Here is a 22,694-nt window from a genome sequence, read left to right as displayed (position 1 = left end):
ACAAATTTATTATCATATGAATTTACTAAAGTATCAATTAATAGGATATATGACAATGAGTTATAGCGATAGCGAGAGCATCTGCTGCATCAATTTGTGGATTAAACTGCAATTTTAATAACGTACGTACCATATATTGTACTTGTTTTTTTTCGGCTCTACCGGTACCTGTTACTGTTTGCTTTATCTGACGTGCAGCATATTCGAAAACTGGCACTTCCTGATTAACTACTGCAACAATAGCTGCTCCGCGTGCTTGACCTAATTTGATGACTGAATCGGCATTTTTAGACATAAATACCTGTTCAATAGCAACATAGTCAGGTGAAAATTTTTGAATAACTTTACTGATTCCGCTATAAATAAACTTCAATTTTGATGCTAAATGAGTAGTATTGGTACGTATGCAACCACTATCTAAATAAATGATTCGTTGATCAATATAGCGAATAACACCATAACCGGTTACACACGAACCAGGGTCAATTCCTAATACTATTGGCATAATATCTGTCTTTAAAAATCTATATATTTATAGAAGACTCATAACATTATAACAGATTCAGAAAAAAGCAAAACATTATGATTATTTAATGTGATTATAATGATTAGAATCATTAACAGGTTAGTAATATTAACATCTAGAAATATCGACTATAGAATTTTATGTGTTTTATTAATAATTTTTAATTAAAATATCGATGATATTCTCATCATAGATGATTAAATAATCAATTTAATGTTTTAGAATAGCTTTTAATTATATTTATGCTATTACAAGACATTTTTAAAGCAATTGCTTATTGATTCGATATCAATAAATAAAAAATACAACCATAACCTTTCTAGGTTACCACTCATATATTAAAAATAAAACAAACTTTTCTAACAATATAATTAGTATGTTTAAAATGTTTTATTATTAATGCAGATAGATATAGACAATAGTCTAGTTAAATCATTTTTTATATTGCAATGATTTGATCGCTAATGAAATGATTATTATTTAATCATATTAAATAATAATCATTTCATTAAAATTATCATAATTTTTTAATCAATAGGTTTAATTTTTCTTAACCAATTAGTAATTAATTACATTTCATATTGTATTTGAATAGCTTATACATATACAATATGTTAATATTTTAAATAACTTGAGCTAAGTCCTAATGACATAGAAAACAATACACGTTGATATGTAATATCAATAATTAAAGCTACTTTAAAAAGAATTTAAAAAATTTCAAGTACCAACAATACCATAATATGGTATTGTTGGTACTTAGCAACATTGAAAATTGTAATTTAATATAGTTCTTATCAAGAATATCAATATTGAATTTTGGTAAATCTAAAACTATTTTCCACAGTATTATATCTTTCTTTTTACTAATATCATTTAGCCATTTTTAGATATTTAAAAAATTACCGTATGATGAATTTTAAAATGAATAGCAGATAAAAATATTATATATACATGAACATTAAAAACATCTGATATCTCTACTATATTGATTTTGAATTTGAATTATTTTTATGGTATAATTTGAATGCCTAGTTCTGATAGCAGAGTAGCATTTACTTTACTAGGTGCTTCCGTCATCAAACATGAGGCTGCGGTAGTCTTCGGAAAAGCAATTACATCCCGAATATTTTCACTATTAGTTAATAGCATGGTTAAACGATCTAAACCAAATGCAAATCCTGCATGTGGTGGTGCACCCAATTTTAAAGCATCTAATAAAAACCCAAATTTATTTTGTTGTTCGTTTTTAGTAATGCCTAGTATGTTAAAAACTAAACGTTGTATTTTTTCGCTGTGAATGCGAACGGAACCACTACCTACTTCGTAGCCATTAATTACCATATCATATGCGTTTGCAATAGTTTTCAGTGGTTGATCTTTTAAATGATCTGCATAACATGTCTTAGGCGAAGTGAATGTATGATGCATCGCTACTATAGTACCTTCATCATTTTCTTCAAACATTGGAAAATCTATAACCCATAAAGGAGCCCAAGTGTGTTGATTAGTAATCTTCAAATCTTGACCTATTTTTAAACGTAATTCTCCCAATGAATTAGATACTACTTTAATTCGGTCAGCAACAAAAAATATTAAATCACCATTTTGTGCAGAAGTACGTTTCAAAATTTTTTCTATGATATCTATGCTTAAATGTTTAGTTATTGAACCCTCTGAATCTTGAAGAGGATTGATATAATTTGCAATTTTTATCCATGTTAAATTTTTGACACCGTAATTTTCAACATATTTACAGTATTTATCAATTTCTTTACGCGTTAATTTTGCTCCTCCTGGTACACAAAGTGCTGCTATCCTACTTTTAGGATCATTAGCTGCATCATAAAATAATGGAAAATTTATTTTTTTCATCAAATCTGCTACATCTATTAATTGCATAGGATTGCGCAAATCAGGTTTATCAGAACCATAACGACTTATAGCTTCTTTAAACGTTATTTTTGGAAAAGCTCCCAGATCTACGTTGATCAATTGAATCCACAAGGTACGAATGAGACGTTCTGTTATATCACGCACTTGATCAGCTGTTATAAAAGACATCTCGATATCAATCTGTGTAAATTCTGGCTGCCGATCTGCACGAAGATCTTCATCACGAAAACACTTAACAATCTGATAATAACGATCAAAACCAGATATCATTAAAAGTTGTTTAAACAACTGCGGTGACTGTGGCAATGCATAAAATGTGCCTTTATGTATTCGACTGGGAACTAAATAATCACGAGCACCTTCTGGAGTTGCTTTAGTTAATATTGGTGTTTCAACATCTAAAAAACCTTCACATTCCATGAAACGACGAACAATACTAGTAATTTTAGCACGTTTTTTTAGTCTATTAAGCATAATAGGATGACGCAAATCCAAATAACGGTATTTCAAACGTGTTTCTTCATTATTAGTTTTATGAAAGTCTAAAGGAATAGGTTCAGCCTCATTAAGAATATTAATTGAATGTGCACATATTTCTATTTCGCCTGTTAGCATATCTCTATTTTTATTCTTTTCATCACGTAATAATACAATACCAGTAATCTGAATACAGAATTCGTTTCGCAGTGTAGATGCCACCTTGAATGCTTCAGCATAATCAGAATTAAAAAATACTTGTACTATACCCTTACAATCACGTATATCAATAAAAATTAATTTACCCAAATTACGATAGCGATTTACCCAGCCACATAAAGTAACTTTCTTATTTATATGAGAAAAATTTATTTTTCCACAATATTCTGTACGCATAAGGATATCCTTTTAACTTTGTGTGTACTACTATAAAAGAAGAAGATTTATGTCAGTTTTATAATATTTAAAAACTTTGATAACAAAATTTTTTGTTAGGACAATCTAATGAAGAGTAAATGATTTAAATAATAAGATAGAAAATTTTTCTTATCTTATAAAATTAGTGATTTATATTTTATAATACAATGATTTTAAAATTAAATTTGAGTTTTAAACCATGAAAATATAGCAGATTTTTTTTTGAAATTTCATATAGTTTTACCACTATGCTAACATTAAAAATGTGTAAACAATTTATTTTAAAGATTTTAACTGATTATGCTCGATTTTTCGATTGCATACATAAAAGGTAATATAATGTAATATACTTTATCTAATTGCGAATTGATGCTTTACTGGCAAGATATGACGTATGATAATTTTCGATTTATTTTAAATTTCTTTTTACTATTAATTAGTTATAAGATTTAAAGAACTACAATAGAGTAAAATTGGATTTTTGTTTATTTGAATTGATTAAGAAGTTATTATAGAATGAACATATTGGCATCAATTTCTGCTATCTTTTTTGCTATTGACTTGAATCATTTTTATATGATGTTCCATTCTGTTTGAATTCTAATTTAGATAATGTACAATTGCGCTTTTTTAGCAAAGATATAATGCGATCGATCTACATTACGTGTAATTGAATAAAATAGACTGTCGACCAATTCAAATATCTCTTAATACTCCATCGCATGCACTATATATACTTAAAAATCACGTTTATTTCATTCATATTATTCGTTTTAGTTTATGTCCTACTAATGTGTCTTATTGTAAATGACAGGAATTAAGAAACACGTATTGTTATTTGAAATGTGGCACTACAAAATGAAATTTTTGATAAGACAACGGCATACAACGGTTTTCATTGATGCATTTGCTATTACTGGAGTCTCTTCCATGCAAAATTTTTTTTCAAATTTACAAAATATAAATTTTTGTCTCTATACGTTAACTTAATTAGTTATATCAATCCCAGTAAGTTATTTTAAATTAGTTTGTATATTTTTTTTAAAAACGATACTAAAAACAATATTATTTTATAATCTAATTTTTAGATAGGTTAAATATGTGATCTACTAAATTAATAGTTTTTTCTGCGAGTACATTATGTCTAAACGTGATATGCTTTTTAGTATCCCTATGAAAAATATTGAAGATTGGACTTTTGACGAACATGTAGCCAAGGTTTTTCCGGATATGATTCAACGTTCAATACCAGGTTATTCTAATATTATTTCGATGATTGGTATGCTAGCAAAGCGCGTCGTACAACCCAATAGCAAAGTTTACGATCTTGGTTGTGCATTAGGAGCAGCGGCACTTTCAGTTCACCGAAATATTAATGTACAAGGTTGTCAGATTATTGCTGTAGATAAGTCTAAAGCAATGGTTGAGCGTTGTCGTCGCAATGTCAGTCATGCTTCTGTACTGCACTATATAGAAGTCATAGAAGCTGATATCTGTGATATTCTTATAGAAAATGCATCTCTTGTAGTACTTAATTTTACATTACAATTTGTAAATATAAATGCACGTTTAACATTACTTAAAAAAATTTTTCAAGGACTTAATCCTAGAGGAATTTTAATTTTATCAGAAAAGTTTAGCTTTCAAGATATTAATATTGAGAGTGTTCTTTCTGATATGCATCATGATTTTAAACGGGCTAATGGTTATAGTGAATTGCAGATTAACCAAAAATGTCATATGTTAGAAAACATTATGTTTATTGATACATTAGAAACGCACAAAGAACGTTTGAAACAAGCTGGTTTTTCACACACTGAATTATGGTTTCAATATTTTAATTTTGGTTCATTAATATCCTTAAAATGATAAATTTTGAAAATTTTTATAAAAAAATAGCTGATAGTCCACTTGCTAGTTGGCTTAAAGTACTACCTCAACAGTTACTAACATGGCAGAAAAAAAGTTTACATGGTCATTTTCATGATTGGGTGAAATGCGTAAAAAATCTGCCACTCCTAATCCCTGATAGACTAGATTTGCTACATGGTATAAATGCATACCAACAAGATGATTTAACTGATATTCAGCGTATTAATATTGAAAGCTTATTACGTAATTTAATGCCATGGCGAAAAGGTCCCTACTTACTGTATGGTATTAAAATCGATACCGAATGGCGTTGCGATTGGAAATGGCAACGTTTATTGCCCTATCTTTCACCGTTGAAGGGCCGTACAGTATTAGATGTTGGATGCGGTAATGGTTATTATATGTGGCGTATGATTGGCGCAGGTGCTGACGCAGCAATAGGCATTGATCCAAATCAATTATTCTTATGTCAATTTGAAGCAATACGTAAATTATTAGGCAATGATCATCGACTACACTTACTACCGCTCTGCATTGAACAACAACCTTCATTGAAGGCATTTGATACAGTATTTTCTATGGGAATGCTATACCATCGTCGGTCACCACTTGATTATTTAATACAGTTAAAAAATCAACTAGTACAAAATGGTGAGTTAGTATTGGAAACTCTAGTTATTAACGGAGATAAAAATACAGTGTTAGTTCCCTCTGAACGTTATGCAAAAATGCGTAATGTCTATTTTATCCCTTCAGCAAGAGCGTTAAAAAATTGGTTAAAAAAATGCGGTCTAGTGGACATACGTATTGTTGACTATAATACCACCGTGCTAGAAGAACAGCGTCGTACTAAATGGATGACGCGTGAATCACTAGCAGATTTTCTTGATCCAAACGATATTACTAAAACAATTGAAGGTTATTCAGCACCTTTGCGTGCTGTTCTAATAGCACGTAAACCATAAACTGAATTTATAAAAACTAAAAATAGATTTTTTTATAATCATCGAATAAAGAATATTAGTAAAAACCATATATTGTGATACATGTTTTCACTATTTTGTTGCTTGCCCGTATTGTACTTTTAAAAAGGTAAAATATTTTGTTAAAATGTAATTGTGCATTATGCACCTCTTTTGCAGAGTAAGAAGATATGCATATAGATATGAATCTGTTCTTTGAATGTTATTAGCTAACTAGTTAGCTTGATTAAGATCTTGATGCTGAGATATTGCTAATATTTCACTTTGAATTTTAAATTTAATTAAATCCAAAATTCAAAGTGATGTTGTAATATAAAAATTTGCATAATTAAATACTATAAATATAGTTTTCTCTTTATTTTCAAGGCGTAGAAATATAATAAAAATATTTGAGTTTATCTTACTTAAGATAAATTATTTATTTTATTATTTTATAAATAGGTATTCTTTAATGAATTGTAAGAGTTGTCTTCTGATTAGAGTAATATGAAAATATACTTATAAAAAGTATAACTTTTTAGTACTCATATTATCAATATTTAATATTCTATTTCGTTTTTTTCATTTAACAACATATTTTATATGTATTTTGCTTACTTATTTTTATCAGTTATTAATTAAAGCAAAGTCTTTTGAATATTTGAAATAAAGGTGTATTTAAATGGCATCTTTTGTTAAGTAATAATAATATTATGAATATAAAAACTTTTATTTTAAATAAACTCACTGAAGCAATGATAATAATTGGCGCTTCTGCTAATCACGAACTTGACGTTCGTCAATCCAATAAGATACAGCCTGGCGATTATCAGATTAATGGCATTATGAGTATAGCTAAAAAATTAGGTAAATCACCTTATAAGCTAGCTCAACAAGTAGTTCAGCACTTGGATTTGAATGATCTCGCTAGCCAAGTTGTCATTACTGATCCTGGTTTTATTAATATTGTTCTTTCTGAAAAATGGTTAGCTCAACAAATTACCCAAAGGTTTCGATTGCGCCGTTTAGGTATTAGTATGCTTGTACCTTCTCAAACTATTGTTGTAGATTATTCTTCGCCAAATGTAGCCAAGGAAATGCATGTTGGTCATCTGCGTTCTACTATCATAGGTGATGCTATGGTTCGTACGCTATCATTTCTGGGTCATAACGTAATTCGTGCTAACCATATTGGTGACTGGGGTACTCAATTTGGTATGTTAATTGCGTATATGAAAGAAAAAGAGCATAAAGATTATACACAGATGGAATTAAATGAATTAGAAAACATTTATCGAAAAGCTAAGAAAAATTATGATGAAGATGAAAAATTTGCTGAACTTGCGCGAAAATATGTAGTGCAATTACAAAAAGGTGATGAGTACTGCCGAAACGTATGGAGAATACTCATTGATATCAGTATCAATCATAATCAAAAGATCTATGATCGTCTGAATGTTAGTTTAACATGCAAAGATATAATGGGAGAAAGCCTTTATAATGATATGCTTCCTAGTATCGTTTCTGATTTATGTAATAAAGGTTTAGCAACTATCAGTAACGGTGCTACTGTGATTGTTCTTGATGAATTTATAAATAGAACAGGTGAGTCGATGGGAATAATCATTCAAAAAAAGGATGGTGGCTACCTCTATGCTACTACCGATATTGCCTGTGTGAAATATCGATGTGAAACTCTTCATGCTGATCGTATCCTATATTACATTGACGCACGTCAAAACCAACATTTAAAGCAAGTATGGACAATTGCCAGAAAAGCAGGTTATGTACCAAAAGACGTATCGTTGGAACATCATGCATTTGGTATGATGCTCAGCCACAACGGGCGACCGTTTAAAACGCGTAAGGGTAATACTATTAAATTAATGGATTTACTAGATGAAGCAGTTGATCGAGCTTTTAAATTGGTCAGTCAAAAAAACCCCAAAATGTCAAAGAACCAACTATTAAAATTGGCTGAAATCATAGGTATTAGTTCAGTAAAATATGCTGATTTATCCAAAAATCGCACCGCTAATTACATTTTTAATTGGGATAAGATGCTTGCATTTGAAGGCAATACTGCACCCTATATACAATATGCTTATACTCGTGCAATTTCAATATTTCGAAAAGCAAAAATAGATTTTAAAAACTTAAGAGGCGAAATTGTTTTATCAGAACATCAAGAAAGATGCCTTGCTATATGTTTACTACAGTTTGAAGAAACAATTATGCAAGTTGCACAAGATGGCACACCACATATCATGTGCTCTTATCTATATGAATTAGCAAGTTTATTTTCGATTTTTTATGAACATTGTCCAATGCTTTCTATTAACAACAAAATACTAAGTCAGAGTCGTCTTCAGTTAACAGCGTTAACGGCTAAAACGTTAAAACAGGGTCTGAAGACTCTCGGTATTAAAACAATCGAACATATGTAATACAAAATATATTTGTGTTATATATGGAGTCAAAGAGAATTTTTCTATACTGTTATTGTATAAATATTAAATTTACATTTTTTTAACTAAACTTGTATATTATATACAAGAAGTACCAAATATAATATATGTTTTATATAAATCAATTACTAGTATCTAACTCGATAAAATTTTTTACTAAATTATCAATTGCTTTTATCTGTATTAAAAAAGGCTCTAACTTATTCAGTGGTAACGCAGAGGCACCGTCACATTTAGCGCTATTTGGTTCCGGATGTGCTTCTATGAACAAACCTGCAATACCCACTGCTATACCTGCACGTGCTAACTCATTGAGCTGAGCACGACGCACACCTGAACTTGCGCATAATAAATCGCGTGTTTGGAGAGAATGGGTTACATCGAAAATCACTGGATTATTATTTGAAACTTTTTTCATTATATTAAAACTGAGCATATCTACTATTAGATTGTCATAACCAAAATTAATCCCACGCTCGCAAAGTATCACTTTATTATTACCGGCTAATGAAAATTTATCTATAATATGATTAACGTGTACTGGACTCATAAATTGTGGTTTTTTTATATTGATTACTGCACCAGTTTTTGCCATTGCTTCTATAAGATCAGTTTGTCGCGCTAAGAAAGCCGGTAATTGAATCACATCAACTACGTCAGCAACTAATCGAGCTTGCCATGATTCATGTACGTCAGTAATAATTTTTACATTAAATAACTGCTTGATTTCTTGAAAAATTTTTAGACCTTTATCCAATCCTGGACCACGGTAAGATTCAATGGAAGAACGGTTTGCTTTATCAAAAGAAGCTTTAAAAATATAAGGAATACCTAATTTATCAGTAATTTTTACAAAATGCTCACAGATTTTTATAGCAAGCTCACGTGATTCTAATACGTTCATACCACCAAAGAGGACAAATGGAAAATTATTTGCGACTTTAATATTGCCTATACTCACTATTTTATGTATCACGGTATTTCCTAATTTTAAAAAATTTCTGTTAGAAAACTTGTTTATTTTTTAGAGAAATGTATCCCTCAAATTTATAAAAATTAAATTTAAATAATCTCGTTAACTAGCATAATAAAATACCTATCTATATTTGGTATCAATATTTAAAATCTATAATTCTAACACTGTTATTTTATTATAATTAAACTGTATCTATAACATTAGACAAAAAAACTACCTTCTAGCGATCTTAATTAAATTTAAGTATCAAATTTTTTATGTTTAAATTTTACTCAATATTATTTGTAATAAAATTAAAAATTTTGATCTCGTAATGAGCTCGATATATATTGAAGGCATACAAAGTGTATGTATAACATATTACTCTAAGAACATATTTAAATAATTTAAAAATATTTATTAAAATAATTAATATATTAACAGAAGCATAAAGATAAAAAATTTATAAAAATTATAGCTGTTAATAATTCATCAAATCAATGGAACACTCTGTGGATAAAAAGAGAAAACTTGAATGATGACAATTGTAACGTCTCTTTTAAAAAACTAAAAAGCACTTATATTAATTTCAATATCATTTTAATTTTTAAAAAATTTCATTCTTTTTTAAATCATTTGTCCTAATGTAACGCGTGGATTACCATTGTAATCATTTACAGTGTTGATAAACTGGTATCCTTTTTTTAACATCATATTACGTACGCATTCGCCTTGCTGCCAACCATGTTCTAAAACAAGCCATCCTTTTGTGTTCAACCATTTTGGTGAAGCAGAAATAATTTCTCGTAAATCTGCAAGACCTTCTTCGTCTGCTACTAATGCACTAATTGGTTCAAAACGAACATCTCCTTGTTTTAAGAATGGATCTTGAGAATTTATATAGGGCGGATTACTCACAATAATTTCAAAATATTGTGGACATATATTATTAAACCAATGACTCACTTGAAATAACACATTATTTATATCAAGTATTTTTGCATTATATCGAGCTAATGTTATTGCATCTGCAATACGGTCGCAACCAATCACTTGACAGTCTGTACGTTCACTCGCTAATGCTAATGCAATAGCACCTGTACCTGTACCTAAATCTAGCAAGCAAGAAGGGGTTAATGGTAAACATGCTAAAGCCTGTTCTACTACAATTTCAGTATCAGGACGTGGGATTATCGTAGCACTACTAACCTGTAATGATAGCGACCAAAATTCACGCTTACCAACCAAATAAGCAATTGGTTCACCTTTAATGCGACGTGTTAGCATGACGTCTAAATACGCTAGCTGTTCTGAACTTAGAATACTATCGTCAAACGCAATTAACCAACTACGTTCTTTACCTGTAACATAAGAAAGAAGAATTTCTACATCTCGCTTAGCACTATCACTATTATACAGTGCTGCAACGGCTCGTTTTTTCCACAAACGTATATCCATTGCTAATCCTCTTCAGATATCGTAGTTAACTGATCAGTATGATATTCTTGTATAATAGGTTCAATTAAAACGTCTAATTCTCCTGCTATAACTCTATCAATATTGTGAATAGTTAAATTGATACGGTGATCTGTTACGCGTCCCTTTGGATAATTATAAGTGCGAATGCGATCTGAACGCTCGCCAGTACCTAAGAGATTACGACGCATGTTAGCTTTAGCAGCTTGGCGCTTTATTATTTCTGCTGCATGAATACGTGCAATTAGCACTGTTAGTGCTTTAGCTTTATTTTTATGTTGTGAACGTTCATCTTGACATTCTGCCATAATACCAGTAGGCAAATGTATAATACGAATTGCTGAATCTGTAGTATTGACATGTTGTCCTCCGGCACCTGAAGAACGAAAAGTATCGATTTTTAAATCATTAGAACTGATTTTTGGTAGTTCTGTTTCTGGTATTTTAGGCATAACTGCAACAGTACATGTTGAAGTATGAATTCTACCTTGGGATTCGGTTTCTGGTATACGCTGAACGCGATGCCCACCTGATTCAAATTTCATACGTGCATAAGCATTATCACCAGTAATACATAAAACGATTTCTTTATACCCCCCTTGTTCACCCTCATTGGCATTTATTATTTCTACTTGCCAACAGCGCGCTTCACAATATCGACTATACATTCGAAACAAATCTCTCGCAAAAAGCGCTGCTTCTTGACCACCAGTACCAGCCCGTATTTCAATAAAGCAAGGATATTGGTCACTAGGATCTTGGGGTAACAAAAAAAATTGAAGTTGTTTCTCTAATTCTTTTTGCTTCTCTTGAGTAATTTTCAATTCTTCCTGTGCAATATCACGTATTTCTACATCGTCAAGCAGTGTTTTTACTTCTTTAAGATCTTTCTGGATTTTTTGCCATTTTCGAAAACAAATAATTAAATTACTAAGTTGAGTGTATTCACGTGATAAAGCACGAAAACGTTCTTGATTGAAGATAACACTATTATCGCTTAATAATGCTTCTAACTCCTCATATCTCTCTTGAAGAGACTCTAATTTGGCAATAATAGAATTTTTCATATACTAATAAACAATACCTTAATTAATATCAAATCAAATATAAATTTAATTGTTCTAAACTAAGATTACATAATATATATAAGCAAGCGTATAATTCCACTTTTTAGGCGTTCTAATTCATTTAGTAATTTAGTTTTTTACAGAGATGAAGAAGGTTAATTAACATGTATGCCAACTTATTTAATAAGTTCATTATCAACCAATAAAAATACAACTAATAAATTTTTTTATAGAATTAGTATATTACTCAATTCTTAGTATATGAATATATCTATCACTAAATATTCAATATATTTTATATATAACTAAATTGCACATAGGTCCTTTATAAAACATATAATATTTGTATTTTAAGCTACACTGTAACAAGCTTATATATACATAATATTATATTTTCAATAACTGTTATTAAACTATGTGTCAGGTAAATAGAAAAGCTAATAGATAACTTTTCTAAATAGCAAATATTAAAAGTACTTTAAAAGTATGAACAGAATAAGTTTCAAATCTATTTAAACATTACAAAACATTAGATTACTTGCTTGAAAATTTCAGAAAGTAAAAAACTACATAAATTGAAAATATTAATTCAATTAGTAATATACTTTAGTTTATTTTGACAAAATCACTTTACAGACACAACATATACAGATAGATGCTATATTCATAACCTATGCTTTAAATCAACAGCTATAAAGTTGATTATATCATAGTGATTGAAAGTCTTAAATCATTAGCATAGTAATTTTTTGAAAATTGATGATATTATTTAATATGATTAATAATTCGAAAAAATTTAACATATGAACCAAACTAACTTTAAAACATAAACAGTGCTCTATGGTGACTAATTTTTTTCAGTATGCATATCATGCTATAAAAAAATATTTTGGTAATGTCTTCTATTTTTATATACCATATAAGCTATACTGGTGATTTTTTTATCTTATAATTTAGTTTATTGTTTTTTATTGATTTATCAAAGTTTAAAATAGTAACAAAATGCTATTACATAGTTAACCACATTGCGACATCATTGCTTGTATCTTTAATGTTATACGTCACTTTATTTTTTATATAAAATTTTATTAATAATAATATAATTCATTTTTTAAATTATTTTATTTATGTATTTAATATGTTTGACTTAAATTTAATGAAATTTTTCAATCAAAAAAATTATAAAAATTTAAATTATTATTACTATAGTTTGATAAGAATTTTTTATTTGAGTTTGTGCACAAGATGTTGAACAAGAAGAAAATAGTATAATTTTTGTATATGTTAATTATTATATATATGATAATCCATCATTATTTGCCTAAGCATACTAATTGATTACCTACTCACGCTAAAAATTAACGTTACTGAATATAAATTCAAATGTATTTCAGGAGATAAGTACTCATGAATTTTTCTTTTCGAAATACACTACTGTTGAAGTTGCTTATTTTGGTCTATGTGCCGTTAATGACCGCTTGTAGTATTAATAATAAAATACAATATTCTAGTATTATCACAAATTCATTACAATGGAAAAATCATGAGAAAGCTATAGAAAACATTACTCACTATCAAACACAAGGTTTAGTTATCTACATATCAGATAGTAAAAAATTTTATGTACGTTTTAAATGGCATCAAATTTCTCCCAATCATTACCATCTGTCATTAATTAATGTATTAGGTATAACTGAACTACAGATTGAAAAGCAAGGTTCTACTGTAAAAATTATAGACAATAAAGGCATTCACTATATTGGTAATAATGCTGAAAAAATGATTAGAGGACTTATTGGGATTAATATTCCGCTAAACAATTTGAGCAAATGGATATTAGGTTTACCAGATCATTGTGCTCAATATTATCTAAATCAAGATAACCGTCTTGAATCATTCAGATATAATCATTCTAATCAACATTGGAAAGTTTATATTGAGCATTACAACAATAAGATGATACCAGCACTTCCCTCTAATATAGAATTTATTGAAGGTAATCGACATATCAAATTATGCATAGATAAATGGGATATATTAAAATGAATATTTCTTATTGGCCTTCACCTGCAAAACTAAATCTTTTTTTATATATTACTGGACGGCGTGCTGATGGTTATCATAATCTGCAAACACTTTTCCAATTTCTTAATTATGGCGATACATTAAAGATTATACCTAATAAAAGTGGAAAAATCAAACTGTTAACATCTGTTAAAAATGTACCATTAGAAAAAAATTTGATTCTAAAAGCATCTAATGCATTACAAAAAGCAGCATTACTAAACAATAGTCTACCCTTACAAGCAGGGGCACAAATTATACTAAAAAAACGTTTGCCAATGGGTGGCGGATTAGGTGGTGGTTCATCTAATGCTGCTACTATATTAGTAGCACTTAATCATTTGTGGAAAACTGCATTGGATAAAAATCAATTAATAACGATTGCTAGAACATTAGGAACTGATGTGCCCATATTTGTACATGGTCAATCTGCTTTTTCTGAAGGAGAAAATTTTCAAGCGGCTAAACCTGCTGAAAAATGGTATCTCATTGCTCATAATAGAATTATGATATCTACATCTCATGTATTTAGAGATCCTGAATTGACTCGTGATTCTCCAATACGTACATTAGATGAGTTATTACAACATCCTTTTCGAAATGATTGTGAAGCAGTAGTAAGAAAACGTTTCCCTCAGGTTGATAAGTTACTAACTTGGCTGTTACAATACGCACCATCTCGTTTAACTGGTACAGGTGCTTGTGTATTTTCTGAATTTAATACTGAATCCGAAGCCTGTAGAGTGTTAAAACGTGTACCGAAAGGCATTGAAGGATTTGTAGCGCAAGGGTTTAATCTTTCTCCGCTGCAGCACACATTGTCTAATAACCTATATATAAATAACATAGATGCACCAAGGTAATATGCATTTTTCATCTTAATGATAAAAAGCACATATATCAATAACTGTGATTACTTTTAGTGTATCTGTCCATTGTTTTGCATTCTAATTCTGAGGTTTTTCTCGTGCCTGATATGAAGTTATTTACTGGTAATGCCGTTCCTGATTTAGCACAACGTATTGCTAACCGACTCTATACTAGCCTCGGAGAGGCTTCTGTTGGTCGTTTTAGCGATGGTGAAGTAAGTGTACAGATTAACGAAAATGTACGTGGTGGTGATATTTTTATCATCCAGTCTACTTGTGCTCCTACTAATGATAATCTGATGGAATTAGTAGTAATGGTTGACGCTTTGCGTCGTGCTTCTGCTGGACGTATTACTGCTGTTATCCCTTATTTTGGTTATGCACGTCAAGATCGACGAGTGCGTTCTGCACGTGTTCCTATTACTGCTAAAGTAGTGGCCGATTTTCTTTCCAGTGTTGGCGTTGACCGTGTATTAACTGTTGATTTACATGCTGAACAGATTCAAGGTTTTTTTGATGTTCCAGTTGATAATGTATTCGGTAGTCCAATTCTACTAGAAGATATGTTACAAGTTGGTCTAGATAATCCTATCGTTATCTCTCCAGATATAGGTGGTGTAGTGCGTGCACGAGCTATTGCTAAACTGCTTAATGATACAGATATGGCGATTATTGATAAACGTCGTCCGCGTACTAATATCGCTCAAGTAATGCATATTATCGGCGATGTTGCTAACCGTGATTGTGTGTTAGTGGATGATATGATCGACACTGGTGGTACGTTGTGTAAAGCAGCTGAAGCATTGAAAGAACGAGGAGCAAAACGTGTTTTTGCTTATGCAACTCATCCAATTTTTTCAGGTATTGCAATAGAAAACTTACGGAATTCAATGATCGATCAAGTTATAGTATGCGATACTATCCCATTATCTGACGAAATGAAAACACAACAAAAAGTGCGTACTCTTACATTATCTGGAATGTTAGCCGAAGCAATTCGTCGTATCAGTAATGAAGAATCCATTTCTGCAATGTTCGAACATTAATATACCGATGAATTATAAATAAAAGGTTATATTTTTTACTAAAATAAAAAAATTTTGTATTTTATAATTAGTAAATTTTAAAGATATATAGTTTCGTGAGTAGTAAAGTTTATTAAATTTTTTGAAAAAATTGAAATATTTCACTTATTAAAAAAATGAAATTTATTAATAGATTGTTAAAATTTAGAGAATTTAAAAATTAATTTTTTAAAAAATAAATTTTTAATCAAAGTTATAATTTTAAAAAAATAACTAATGTTTTCATCATTTCTTAATATTATAGTCAATATGATGTTAATTAGTAAAAATTAGTATGACAAGAATCCATGTTAGCTCTTGATTTGCTATTTTCATGGTTTTTTTTCAAAAAAATTTTCTTGAAAAAAAATTGGAAAAAAGATATGAAAGACATTAAATTAATTGTGGGTCTAAATAATCCAGGATTAAAGTATAATAAAACAAGGCATAATTTAGGTGCACAGTACGTCTATCTGTTAGCAAAATATACTCATCAGTCGTTTAAAAGTGAACCTAAACTATTTGGTGATACCGCATATGTTGCTTTAGGAGGCAGTAATATACATTTGTTAGTGCCTAATACCTTTATGAATTTAAGTGGTAAAGCTATTGAAGCAACACTGAATGTCTATCATATTCAACCAGAAGAAATTTTAGTAGCACATGATGAAATGGATTTATTACCAGGTGTAGCAAAATTCAAGCAAGGAGGTGGACATGGTGGTCATAACGGTTTAAAAGATATTATCAATAAATTATCTAATAGTAATTTTCATCGATTACGTTTCGGTATTGGACATCCTAGTGAACGTGATAAAGTAAACAGTTTTATTTTGAGTGTACCTGCACTTGATGAACAAAAATTGATTGATTCCGTCATGTATGAAGCGGTATGCTGCACTGAATTATGGTTAAAAGATAAAAATAAAGCAATGAATCGATTACACTCATTTGGAACTCGTTAAGTTAATTAACTATGACAAAAGGTTATTTCTATGTATAATAAAATAAAACTCCATAAATCTATACTGTACTGAAAGTTAAATGTATATGTATTGATCAAATTAAGGTGACTATCAGAATGGGCTTTAAATGCGGTATTATAGGCTTGCCAAACGTTGGCAAATCTACTTTGTTCAACGCGCTAACAAAATTAACTACTCAAGTAGGTAATTTTCCATTCTGTACTATTAAACCGAATAATGGTGTAGTAGCAGTTCCTGATCATCGTCTCGATCAACTTAGTAAAATTGTTAATTCCAAATGTACTATACCTACTACAATGCAATTCACTGATATAGCTGGTTTAGTTAAAGGAGCCTCTAAAGGTGAAGGACTGGGTAATCAATTTTTAAATAATGTTCGTGAAACTGAAGCAATTGCTCATGTAGTGCGTTGTTTTGAAAATGAGAAGATTATACATGTATCCGGCCAAGTAAATCCAAAAGAAGACATTGAAATTATTAATACTGAAATGATATTGTCAGATTTTGAAACTTGTCAGCGTGCTATTGAATGTGCAAAGAAGAAAACTAAATTCACTCAAAACGACATAGATATAAAAATAGCGACATTAGAAAAATGTCTATTACATCTTGAAAGTATGAGTATGTTACGATCATTAAAACTAAATAATATAGAAATAGATTCTATTGATTACCTTAAATTTTTAACTATTAAACCAGTAATGTATATTGCTAATATTCATAACGAAAGAACTGCAAACAATCTTTATCTCTCTCAGATATACTCTATCTGTGAGACTGAAGGGTCAATAGTAGTTCCATTATGTGCTACTTTAGAATCAGAGATTTCTAAGTTAGAAGATACAGAACACTCAGAGTTTTTAATTCAACTTGGTTTAAGAGAATCCGGTTTAAATCGTGTAATTTCCGCCGGATATAAATTATTGAACCTGCAGACTTATTTTACTGTTGGTGCAAAAGAAGTGCGTGCTTGGACTGTTCCTATTGGAACAACTGCATTACAAGCAGCAGGTAAAATACATAGTGATTTTGCAAAGGGTTTTATTCGTGTACAAACTATTGCATTTGTAGATTTTATAACCTACAAGGGTGAACACGGTGTGAAAAAAGCAGGAAAAATACGTTCAGAAGGAAAAGATTATCTTATACAAGATGGTGATATTTTAAACTTTTTATTTAAAGTATAGAATATACAGCTGAATTTATTGTCACTAAAAAACGCATCAGTAAACTTAAAATTATAGTCTTTAAAAATTTATATGGTGAGATGTCCGAGAGGCTGAAGGAGTACGCTTGGAAAGCGTGTATACGATTTAACGTATCGGGGGTTCGAATCCCTCTCTCACCGATAGTTTTTATATTCTATTGTATTAGAAATAACGTAGTTAATTATATTAAAAATATAAAATCCACTCTTTAATCAAAATTTATTTTTTATATATTGAAATTGAGATTATAAATTTATTCTAATTAATAAAATATTTTTGCTAAAATTTCGACAGATTGCTTTATAAGGTGATAATTAGAAATTTATAGCTACTTTTAAGGTTAAAAACCATGCTTTGTACTGTATTTATTCACACTATTCTTTATGTGTCGAAAATTAGCATTTATTACTCGCAATAATTGGATGTTATTATTGTGGTAAAATAGCACGAGGTAAATCTGCAATTTTTCGTGCTTCCCGATCAGAATTTTTTTTAAAAAATCATAAATTTCTATAACTCTAACCACCTTTTTTCGAAAGTTTTGCTATATACTTCTCGTTTCATGAGATGTGCAATATCTTTGATTACTTTTGATATTGGAAATGGAAAAATTAATTTACTAAAACAAGTTTTCAGTGTTTAAAAATCTTTATCGAGTTAATCGTTTTAATTTTCCATTTTCTTAGTACTATATGTGTACAGTAACGCAAATTTCTAATGAGTGAAGATCGCTGAAATATCTATTTTTTGTTTTTTTAAAATTCATCATTACATTGATTTATTCTACATTTCAAATATGAAACAATGCAGCAATTAATTCGATGTGTTCATAATTCTGATATTCTAAAGAAGTAATTTAAATTTTTAACTTTTACTGCATTATTTAGCAATTCAGTAATATATGCTAACGCTTTAATTGTTTTGATTACATTGATTTTATAATTAGCTATCAGATTAATACACTGAAATAAATTGATTTTCTTAATAAGACTAAAAAATTTTTTATCTATTAATTTTCGTTTTGTTCAGAAGAGGATAGCGTATATCGCATTTACCTAAATTCAATTTAACAACTATTGTTTAGCTAAAACTTAGTGTAATATTTTTCCGTTCTTCTATTATTGTCACGTATTTAAAATTTTCTATTGACTGTTTTTTTATTTCTAACACTCATCTATTATGGATAAGCAACTGCATTATAGCAACAGATATACATTCATCGTTAAGCGCATTACAGTAATTTGCAGCACAAATCCGCTACTCGATAGCAGTAAAATACAAATTAACAATTTATTACATTCACGACCAAGGTTAAACTTTAAAAAAAAATGTTTATTTTTAGAAAAAAGGTAAAACAGTATTTATGTATATAACATTTAAGGTATAGTCTATTTTATAAATTATCTAACCAATAAAAAATATCAGTGAAATTAAAATGATTTAAATCAACTAGATACAATTTCGCTTACACTCGATATTTTTTAACAGAACACAATACATTTTCTAATACTCTACTTAACGATAATAAATATATTAAATCTTGTTTAAATTAAAAGAAATTTCTTTGCAAAAATTACATAATCTATGTTACATTGAAAGCGTTAATAGCATTAGAAGAAAATGCGCCATAAGAAATGAATACAATAATATTAATACAAATAAAAAAGTAGTTTGATATTCATGCAAAAACGACTATACTGAATAAGTATTGTTATTAGTATCATAAATCAATATAATATTGCATCAGTAGTAAGTGTATCATCACTTAGACTTTGTATAGCAATAGCAGCAGAGCAAACAGGCTAGAAGTAAGTAATATTAATTTTAGCCTTTATCATGACAGTACTGAGAATAATATGACTATTAATGAAAGTGTATTGTTTTTTTTTCTTTTATAAAGTTTGTTTTAACCATTTTTCTAACGTTATTTAGATGTTGAATAAAATCTTACGTATATAAAATAATATAAAAGTTAATGTCATCACTGTCAGAAATGCGATACTCTTGCTTTTTAAAAACTTCACTTGTCGTTTAATTCTTGTCGTTTAATTAATGTACCTAAATAAAAAATATTATCTACTTATAATGGATGCTATCCGCATAATTTTTAAAAAAAAGTTCGCTATTAAGGACTCCTGTTCGAGTAACTAGCGATCACACTAGAAATTAAAGCCACTTTAACTTTAAGCCACCTCACATTAATATCATGCCATAAGAAATAAAAATTTCTTGCCTCTTGATGTTAAAATATTTTTAACATTAAATCATTAGGATATTTATATTAAGGTTAAGAATCAAATTAATATCATTGATAAAAATAACACAAATACCGTCTCAATATTAAGTAATTAGATTAATAAGAGACGGAATAACGTTGATTTATAAGGCGTTTATTTATTAAAGTATTTCGCTGTCTTGAGATATTTCGTTTCTGTTTCGGCAAAACGTCGCTGTATGCTTTGTGATGGAGGAGCTTCACTTAAAGTCACTACTAAAACAGCTATAGTACCCATAATAAAGCCAGGAATAATTTCATATAATTCTATCCAACCATATATTCTCCATAAAAATACTGTAATTGAGCCGACAATCATACCCGCTAATGCAGCATTACGTGTCATTCTCTTCCAACAAAGGCTAAATAAAATTACAGGACCGAAAGATGCACCAAAACCTGCCCAAGCGTAACCAACAAGACCTAAAACACGATTTTTCGGATTTGTAGCTATTAAAATAGCTATAATTGCTATAACTAGCACCATGAAACGACCAACATATACTAATTCCTTCTCACTCGCATTTTTTCGAAAAAATCCTTTGTATAAATCTTCCGTAAGTGCGCTTGAAGACACTAATAGTTGGCAACTCAAAGTTGACATGATGGCGGCTAAAACCGCTGATAATAGTACACCAGACATCCATGGATTAAATAGAAGTTGGGCTAACTCAATGAAAATACGTTCACTATTTTGATTTACTTCTGATGCTTGTTCTGGATGATTTTGAAAATATGCAATACCAAAAAAACCAATAGCAACAGCACCAATTAAACATAAAATCATCCAAGTCATGCTGATATAACGAGCTTTATGAACAGAACGTTGAGAACCTGATGCCATAAAGCGCGCTAAGATATGTGGTTGACCAAAATAACCTAGTCCCCAACTTAGCAATGAAATTACTGAGCAAACATTTGCTCCTTTTATTAAATTCAAGTTTAATGGGTTTTTCGCTTTAATTATCTCTAATGAATCCGAGAAGCCTCCTACAGTAATAATTACCATAATTGGTGTTAAAATTAATGCAAAAATCATCAAACTAGCTTGTATCGTATCAGTCCAACTAACTGCTAAAAAACCACCTACTAAGGTATATAGAATGGTAGCAGCAGCAGCAGACCATAAAGCATTCTGGTAACTCATATGGAATGTCACTTCAAATAAGTGAGCTCCAGCTACTACACCCGAAGAACAGTAAATAGTAAAAAATACAAGAATGATTAATACAGAAGTAACACGCAAAGCTTTTGTATGATCTTCAAAACGATTAGTAAAAAAATCTGGCAATGTAAGCGCATTATCATAGTACTCAGTTTGTACACGTAGACGACCTGCTACTACTGTCCAATTAATCCAAGCACCAATAGTTAAGCCGATTGCAATCCAACTAGCAGTAATGCCCGAAGTGAAAATAGCACCTGGTAATCCCATCAATAACCATCCGCTCATATCCGATGCCCCGGTAGAAAGAGCCGTTACTACAGTACCTAAACTGCGCCCACCTAACATATAATCTTCAAAGCCCGATGTTGAATAATAGGCTATAAACCCAATTAATATCATTCCGAGGATGTAAATAATAAAAGTTATTAACATTGGTGTATTTACATTCATCACGCTCTCCACTTAATTTATTAAACTTTTTAGAAAGCAATTTCTTTCTAAGCTATCACAGAAGATAGCATCAGAATTTGACCGTATATTAAAAAAAGAGTCCTTTTAGGAACGTGGAACCTTACCTTGCTCTTGGACTTATGTTACGCATTTATACATAGATTGATGTACTTCATACGGTAATAACTCTATCATTAATATAGCAACGTTATATAACTTTTTATAAATTTGTGCTAATGCAAATTTTAAGTATATTAGCTTCTCTCAGCTTTTACTATTACACTTGAAATAGCCATTGGAACTTTAATATTTTTGTATTAATTTTAAAATTTAATCAAGTAACTTATTTTAATAAACGCATTATCTAAGGTTACATTGACGCAGTTAAATAGTAGTTGTATATAAAGTAAAGAAAATAATATTTTTAAAATTAAAATTAAATAATCATACAAGTATTACACTATTAATATTAATTCATTTTTCGAGGACTGAGA

General features: G+C 29.6%; 14 protein-coding genes and 1 tRNA gene. 9 read left to right on the top strand and 6 right to left on the bottom strand.

All coding sequences use genetic code 11. The features are described 5' to 3' along the window. Positions 1–37: 37 nt before the first annotated feature. A complete protein-coding gene (ruvC, locus tag BMSBPS_RS01105; protein ID WP_022564584.1) occupies positions 38–505 on the bottom strand; it encodes a crossover junction endodeoxyribonuclease RuvC in 468 nt (155 codons plus the stop codon). A 1,032-nt stretch (positions 506–1,537) separates the two neighbouring features. Further along, entirely contained in the window at positions 1,538–3,295 is a 1,758-nt protein-coding gene (gene aspS / locus BMSBPS_RS01100) for an aspartate--tRNA ligase (RefSeq protein ID WP_046201086.1), read from the bottom strand. 1,161 nt (positions 3,296–4,456) lie between these two features. Here aspS and cmoA point away from each other — a divergent pair. From cmoA to argS, 3 genes are all read left to right on the top strand, one after another. Continuing rightward, on the top strand, positions 4,457–5,185 hold the full coding sequence (cmoA, locus tag BMSBPS_RS01095; RefSeq protein ID WP_046201085.1) for a carboxy-S-adenosyl-L-methionine synthase CmoA: 729 nt from the start codon (positions 4,457–4,459) through the stop codon (positions 5,183–5,185). After that, positions 5,182–6,153, top strand: a complete 972-nt coding sequence (gene cmoB, locus BMSBPS_RS01090; RefSeq protein ID WP_022564581.1) for a tRNA 5-methoxyuridine(34)/uridine 5-oxyacetic acid(34) synthase CmoB — start codon at positions 5,182–5,184, stop codon at positions 6,151–6,153. Before cmoA ends, cmoB begins: the two co-directional genes overlap by 4 nt. Before the next feature lie 710 nt (positions 6,154–6,863). After that, positions 6,864–8,597, top strand: coding sequence for an arginine--tRNA ligase (gene argS / locus BMSBPS_RS01085; protein WP_046201084.1), 1,734 nt, complete (start codon positions 6,864–6,866; stop codon positions 8,595–8,597). A gap of 142 nt (positions 8,598–8,739) precedes the next feature. Here argS and kdsA read toward each other — a convergent pair whose 3' ends face one another. From kdsA to prfA, 3 genes are all read right to left on the bottom strand, one after another. Then, complete coding sequence (gene kdsA, locus BMSBPS_RS01080; RefSeq protein WP_022564579.1) at positions 8,740–9,594, bottom strand: 3-deoxy-8-phosphooctulonate synthase; 855 nt, start codon at positions 9,592–9,594, stop codon at positions 8,740–8,742. 606 nt (positions 9,595–10,200) lie between these two features. After that, positions 10,201–11,031, bottom strand: coding sequence for a peptide chain release factor N(5)-glutamine methyltransferase (gene prmC, locus BMSBPS_RS01075; protein ID WP_022564578.1), 831 nt, complete (start codon positions 11,029–11,031; stop codon positions 10,201–10,203). Between the two features lie 2 nt (positions 11,032–11,033). Next, entirely contained in the window at positions 11,034–12,116 is a 1,083-nt protein-coding gene (prfA, locus tag BMSBPS_RS01070) for a peptide chain release factor 1 (RefSeq protein ID WP_022564577.1), read from the bottom strand. Positions 12,117–13,523: 1,407 nt separating this feature from the next. On the opposite strand from prfA, the gene lolB reads away from it, so the two are divergent. From lolB to BMSBPS_RS01040, 6 genes are all read left to right on the top strand, one after another. Next, entirely contained in the window at positions 13,524–14,162 is a 639-nt protein-coding gene (lolB, locus tag BMSBPS_RS01065; protein ID WP_046201083.1) for a lipoprotein insertase outer membrane protein LolB, read from the top strand. Continuing rightward, on the top strand, positions 14,159–15,043 hold the full coding sequence (ispE, locus tag BMSBPS_RS01060) for a 4-(cytidine 5'-diphospho)-2-C-methyl-D-erythritol kinase (RefSeq protein WP_046201210.1): 885 nt from the start codon (positions 14,159–14,161) through the stop codon (positions 15,041–15,043). Before lolB ends, ispE begins: the two co-directional genes overlap by 4 nt. A 104-nt stretch (positions 15,044–15,147) precedes the next feature. Then, positions 15,148–16,095 carry a ribose-phosphate pyrophosphokinase gene (locus BMSBPS_RS01055; RefSeq protein ID WP_022564574.1) on the top strand — a complete coding sequence of 316 codons (948 nt, stop codon included), beginning with the start codon at positions 15,148–15,150 and terminating at the stop codon, positions 16,093–16,095. Positions 16,096–16,496: 401 nt separating this feature from the next. Beyond that, on the top strand, positions 16,497–17,078 hold the full coding sequence (pth, locus tag BMSBPS_RS01050) for an aminoacyl-tRNA hydrolase (protein WP_044170108.1): 582 nt from the start codon (positions 16,497–16,499) through the stop codon (positions 17,076–17,078). Positions 17,079–17,194: 116 nt separating this feature from the next. Beyond that, positions 17,195–18,286: a redox-regulated ATPase YchF gene (gene ychF, locus BMSBPS_RS01045; RefSeq protein ID WP_022564572.1), complete on the top strand. Its 1,092-nt coding sequence runs from the start codon at positions 17,195–17,197 to the stop codon at positions 18,284–18,286. A gap of 74 nt (positions 18,287–18,360) precedes the next feature. Further along, positions 18,361–18,447, top strand: a tRNA-Ser gene (locus BMSBPS_RS01040). A 2,250-nt stretch (positions 18,448–20,697) separates the two neighbouring features. Here BMSBPS_RS01040 and putP read toward each other — a convergent pair. Next, positions 20,698–22,200 (bottom strand): sodium/proline symporter PutP, encoded by a 1,503-nt coding sequence (gene putP, locus BMSBPS_RS01035; RefSeq protein WP_022564571.1) that lies wholly within the window; start codon positions 22,198–22,200, stop codon positions 20,698–20,700. Positions 22,201–22,694: the final 494 nt, after the last annotated feature.

This window comes from Candidatus Pantoea carbekii (assembly GCF_000971765.1).
In the GTDB taxonomy this organism is placed as follows: Bacteria; Pseudomonadota; Gammaproteobacteria; order Enterobacterales; family Enterobacteriaceae; genus Pantoea_A; species Pantoea_A carbekii.
This window is presented reverse-complemented; position numbering and strand designations above follow the sequence as displayed.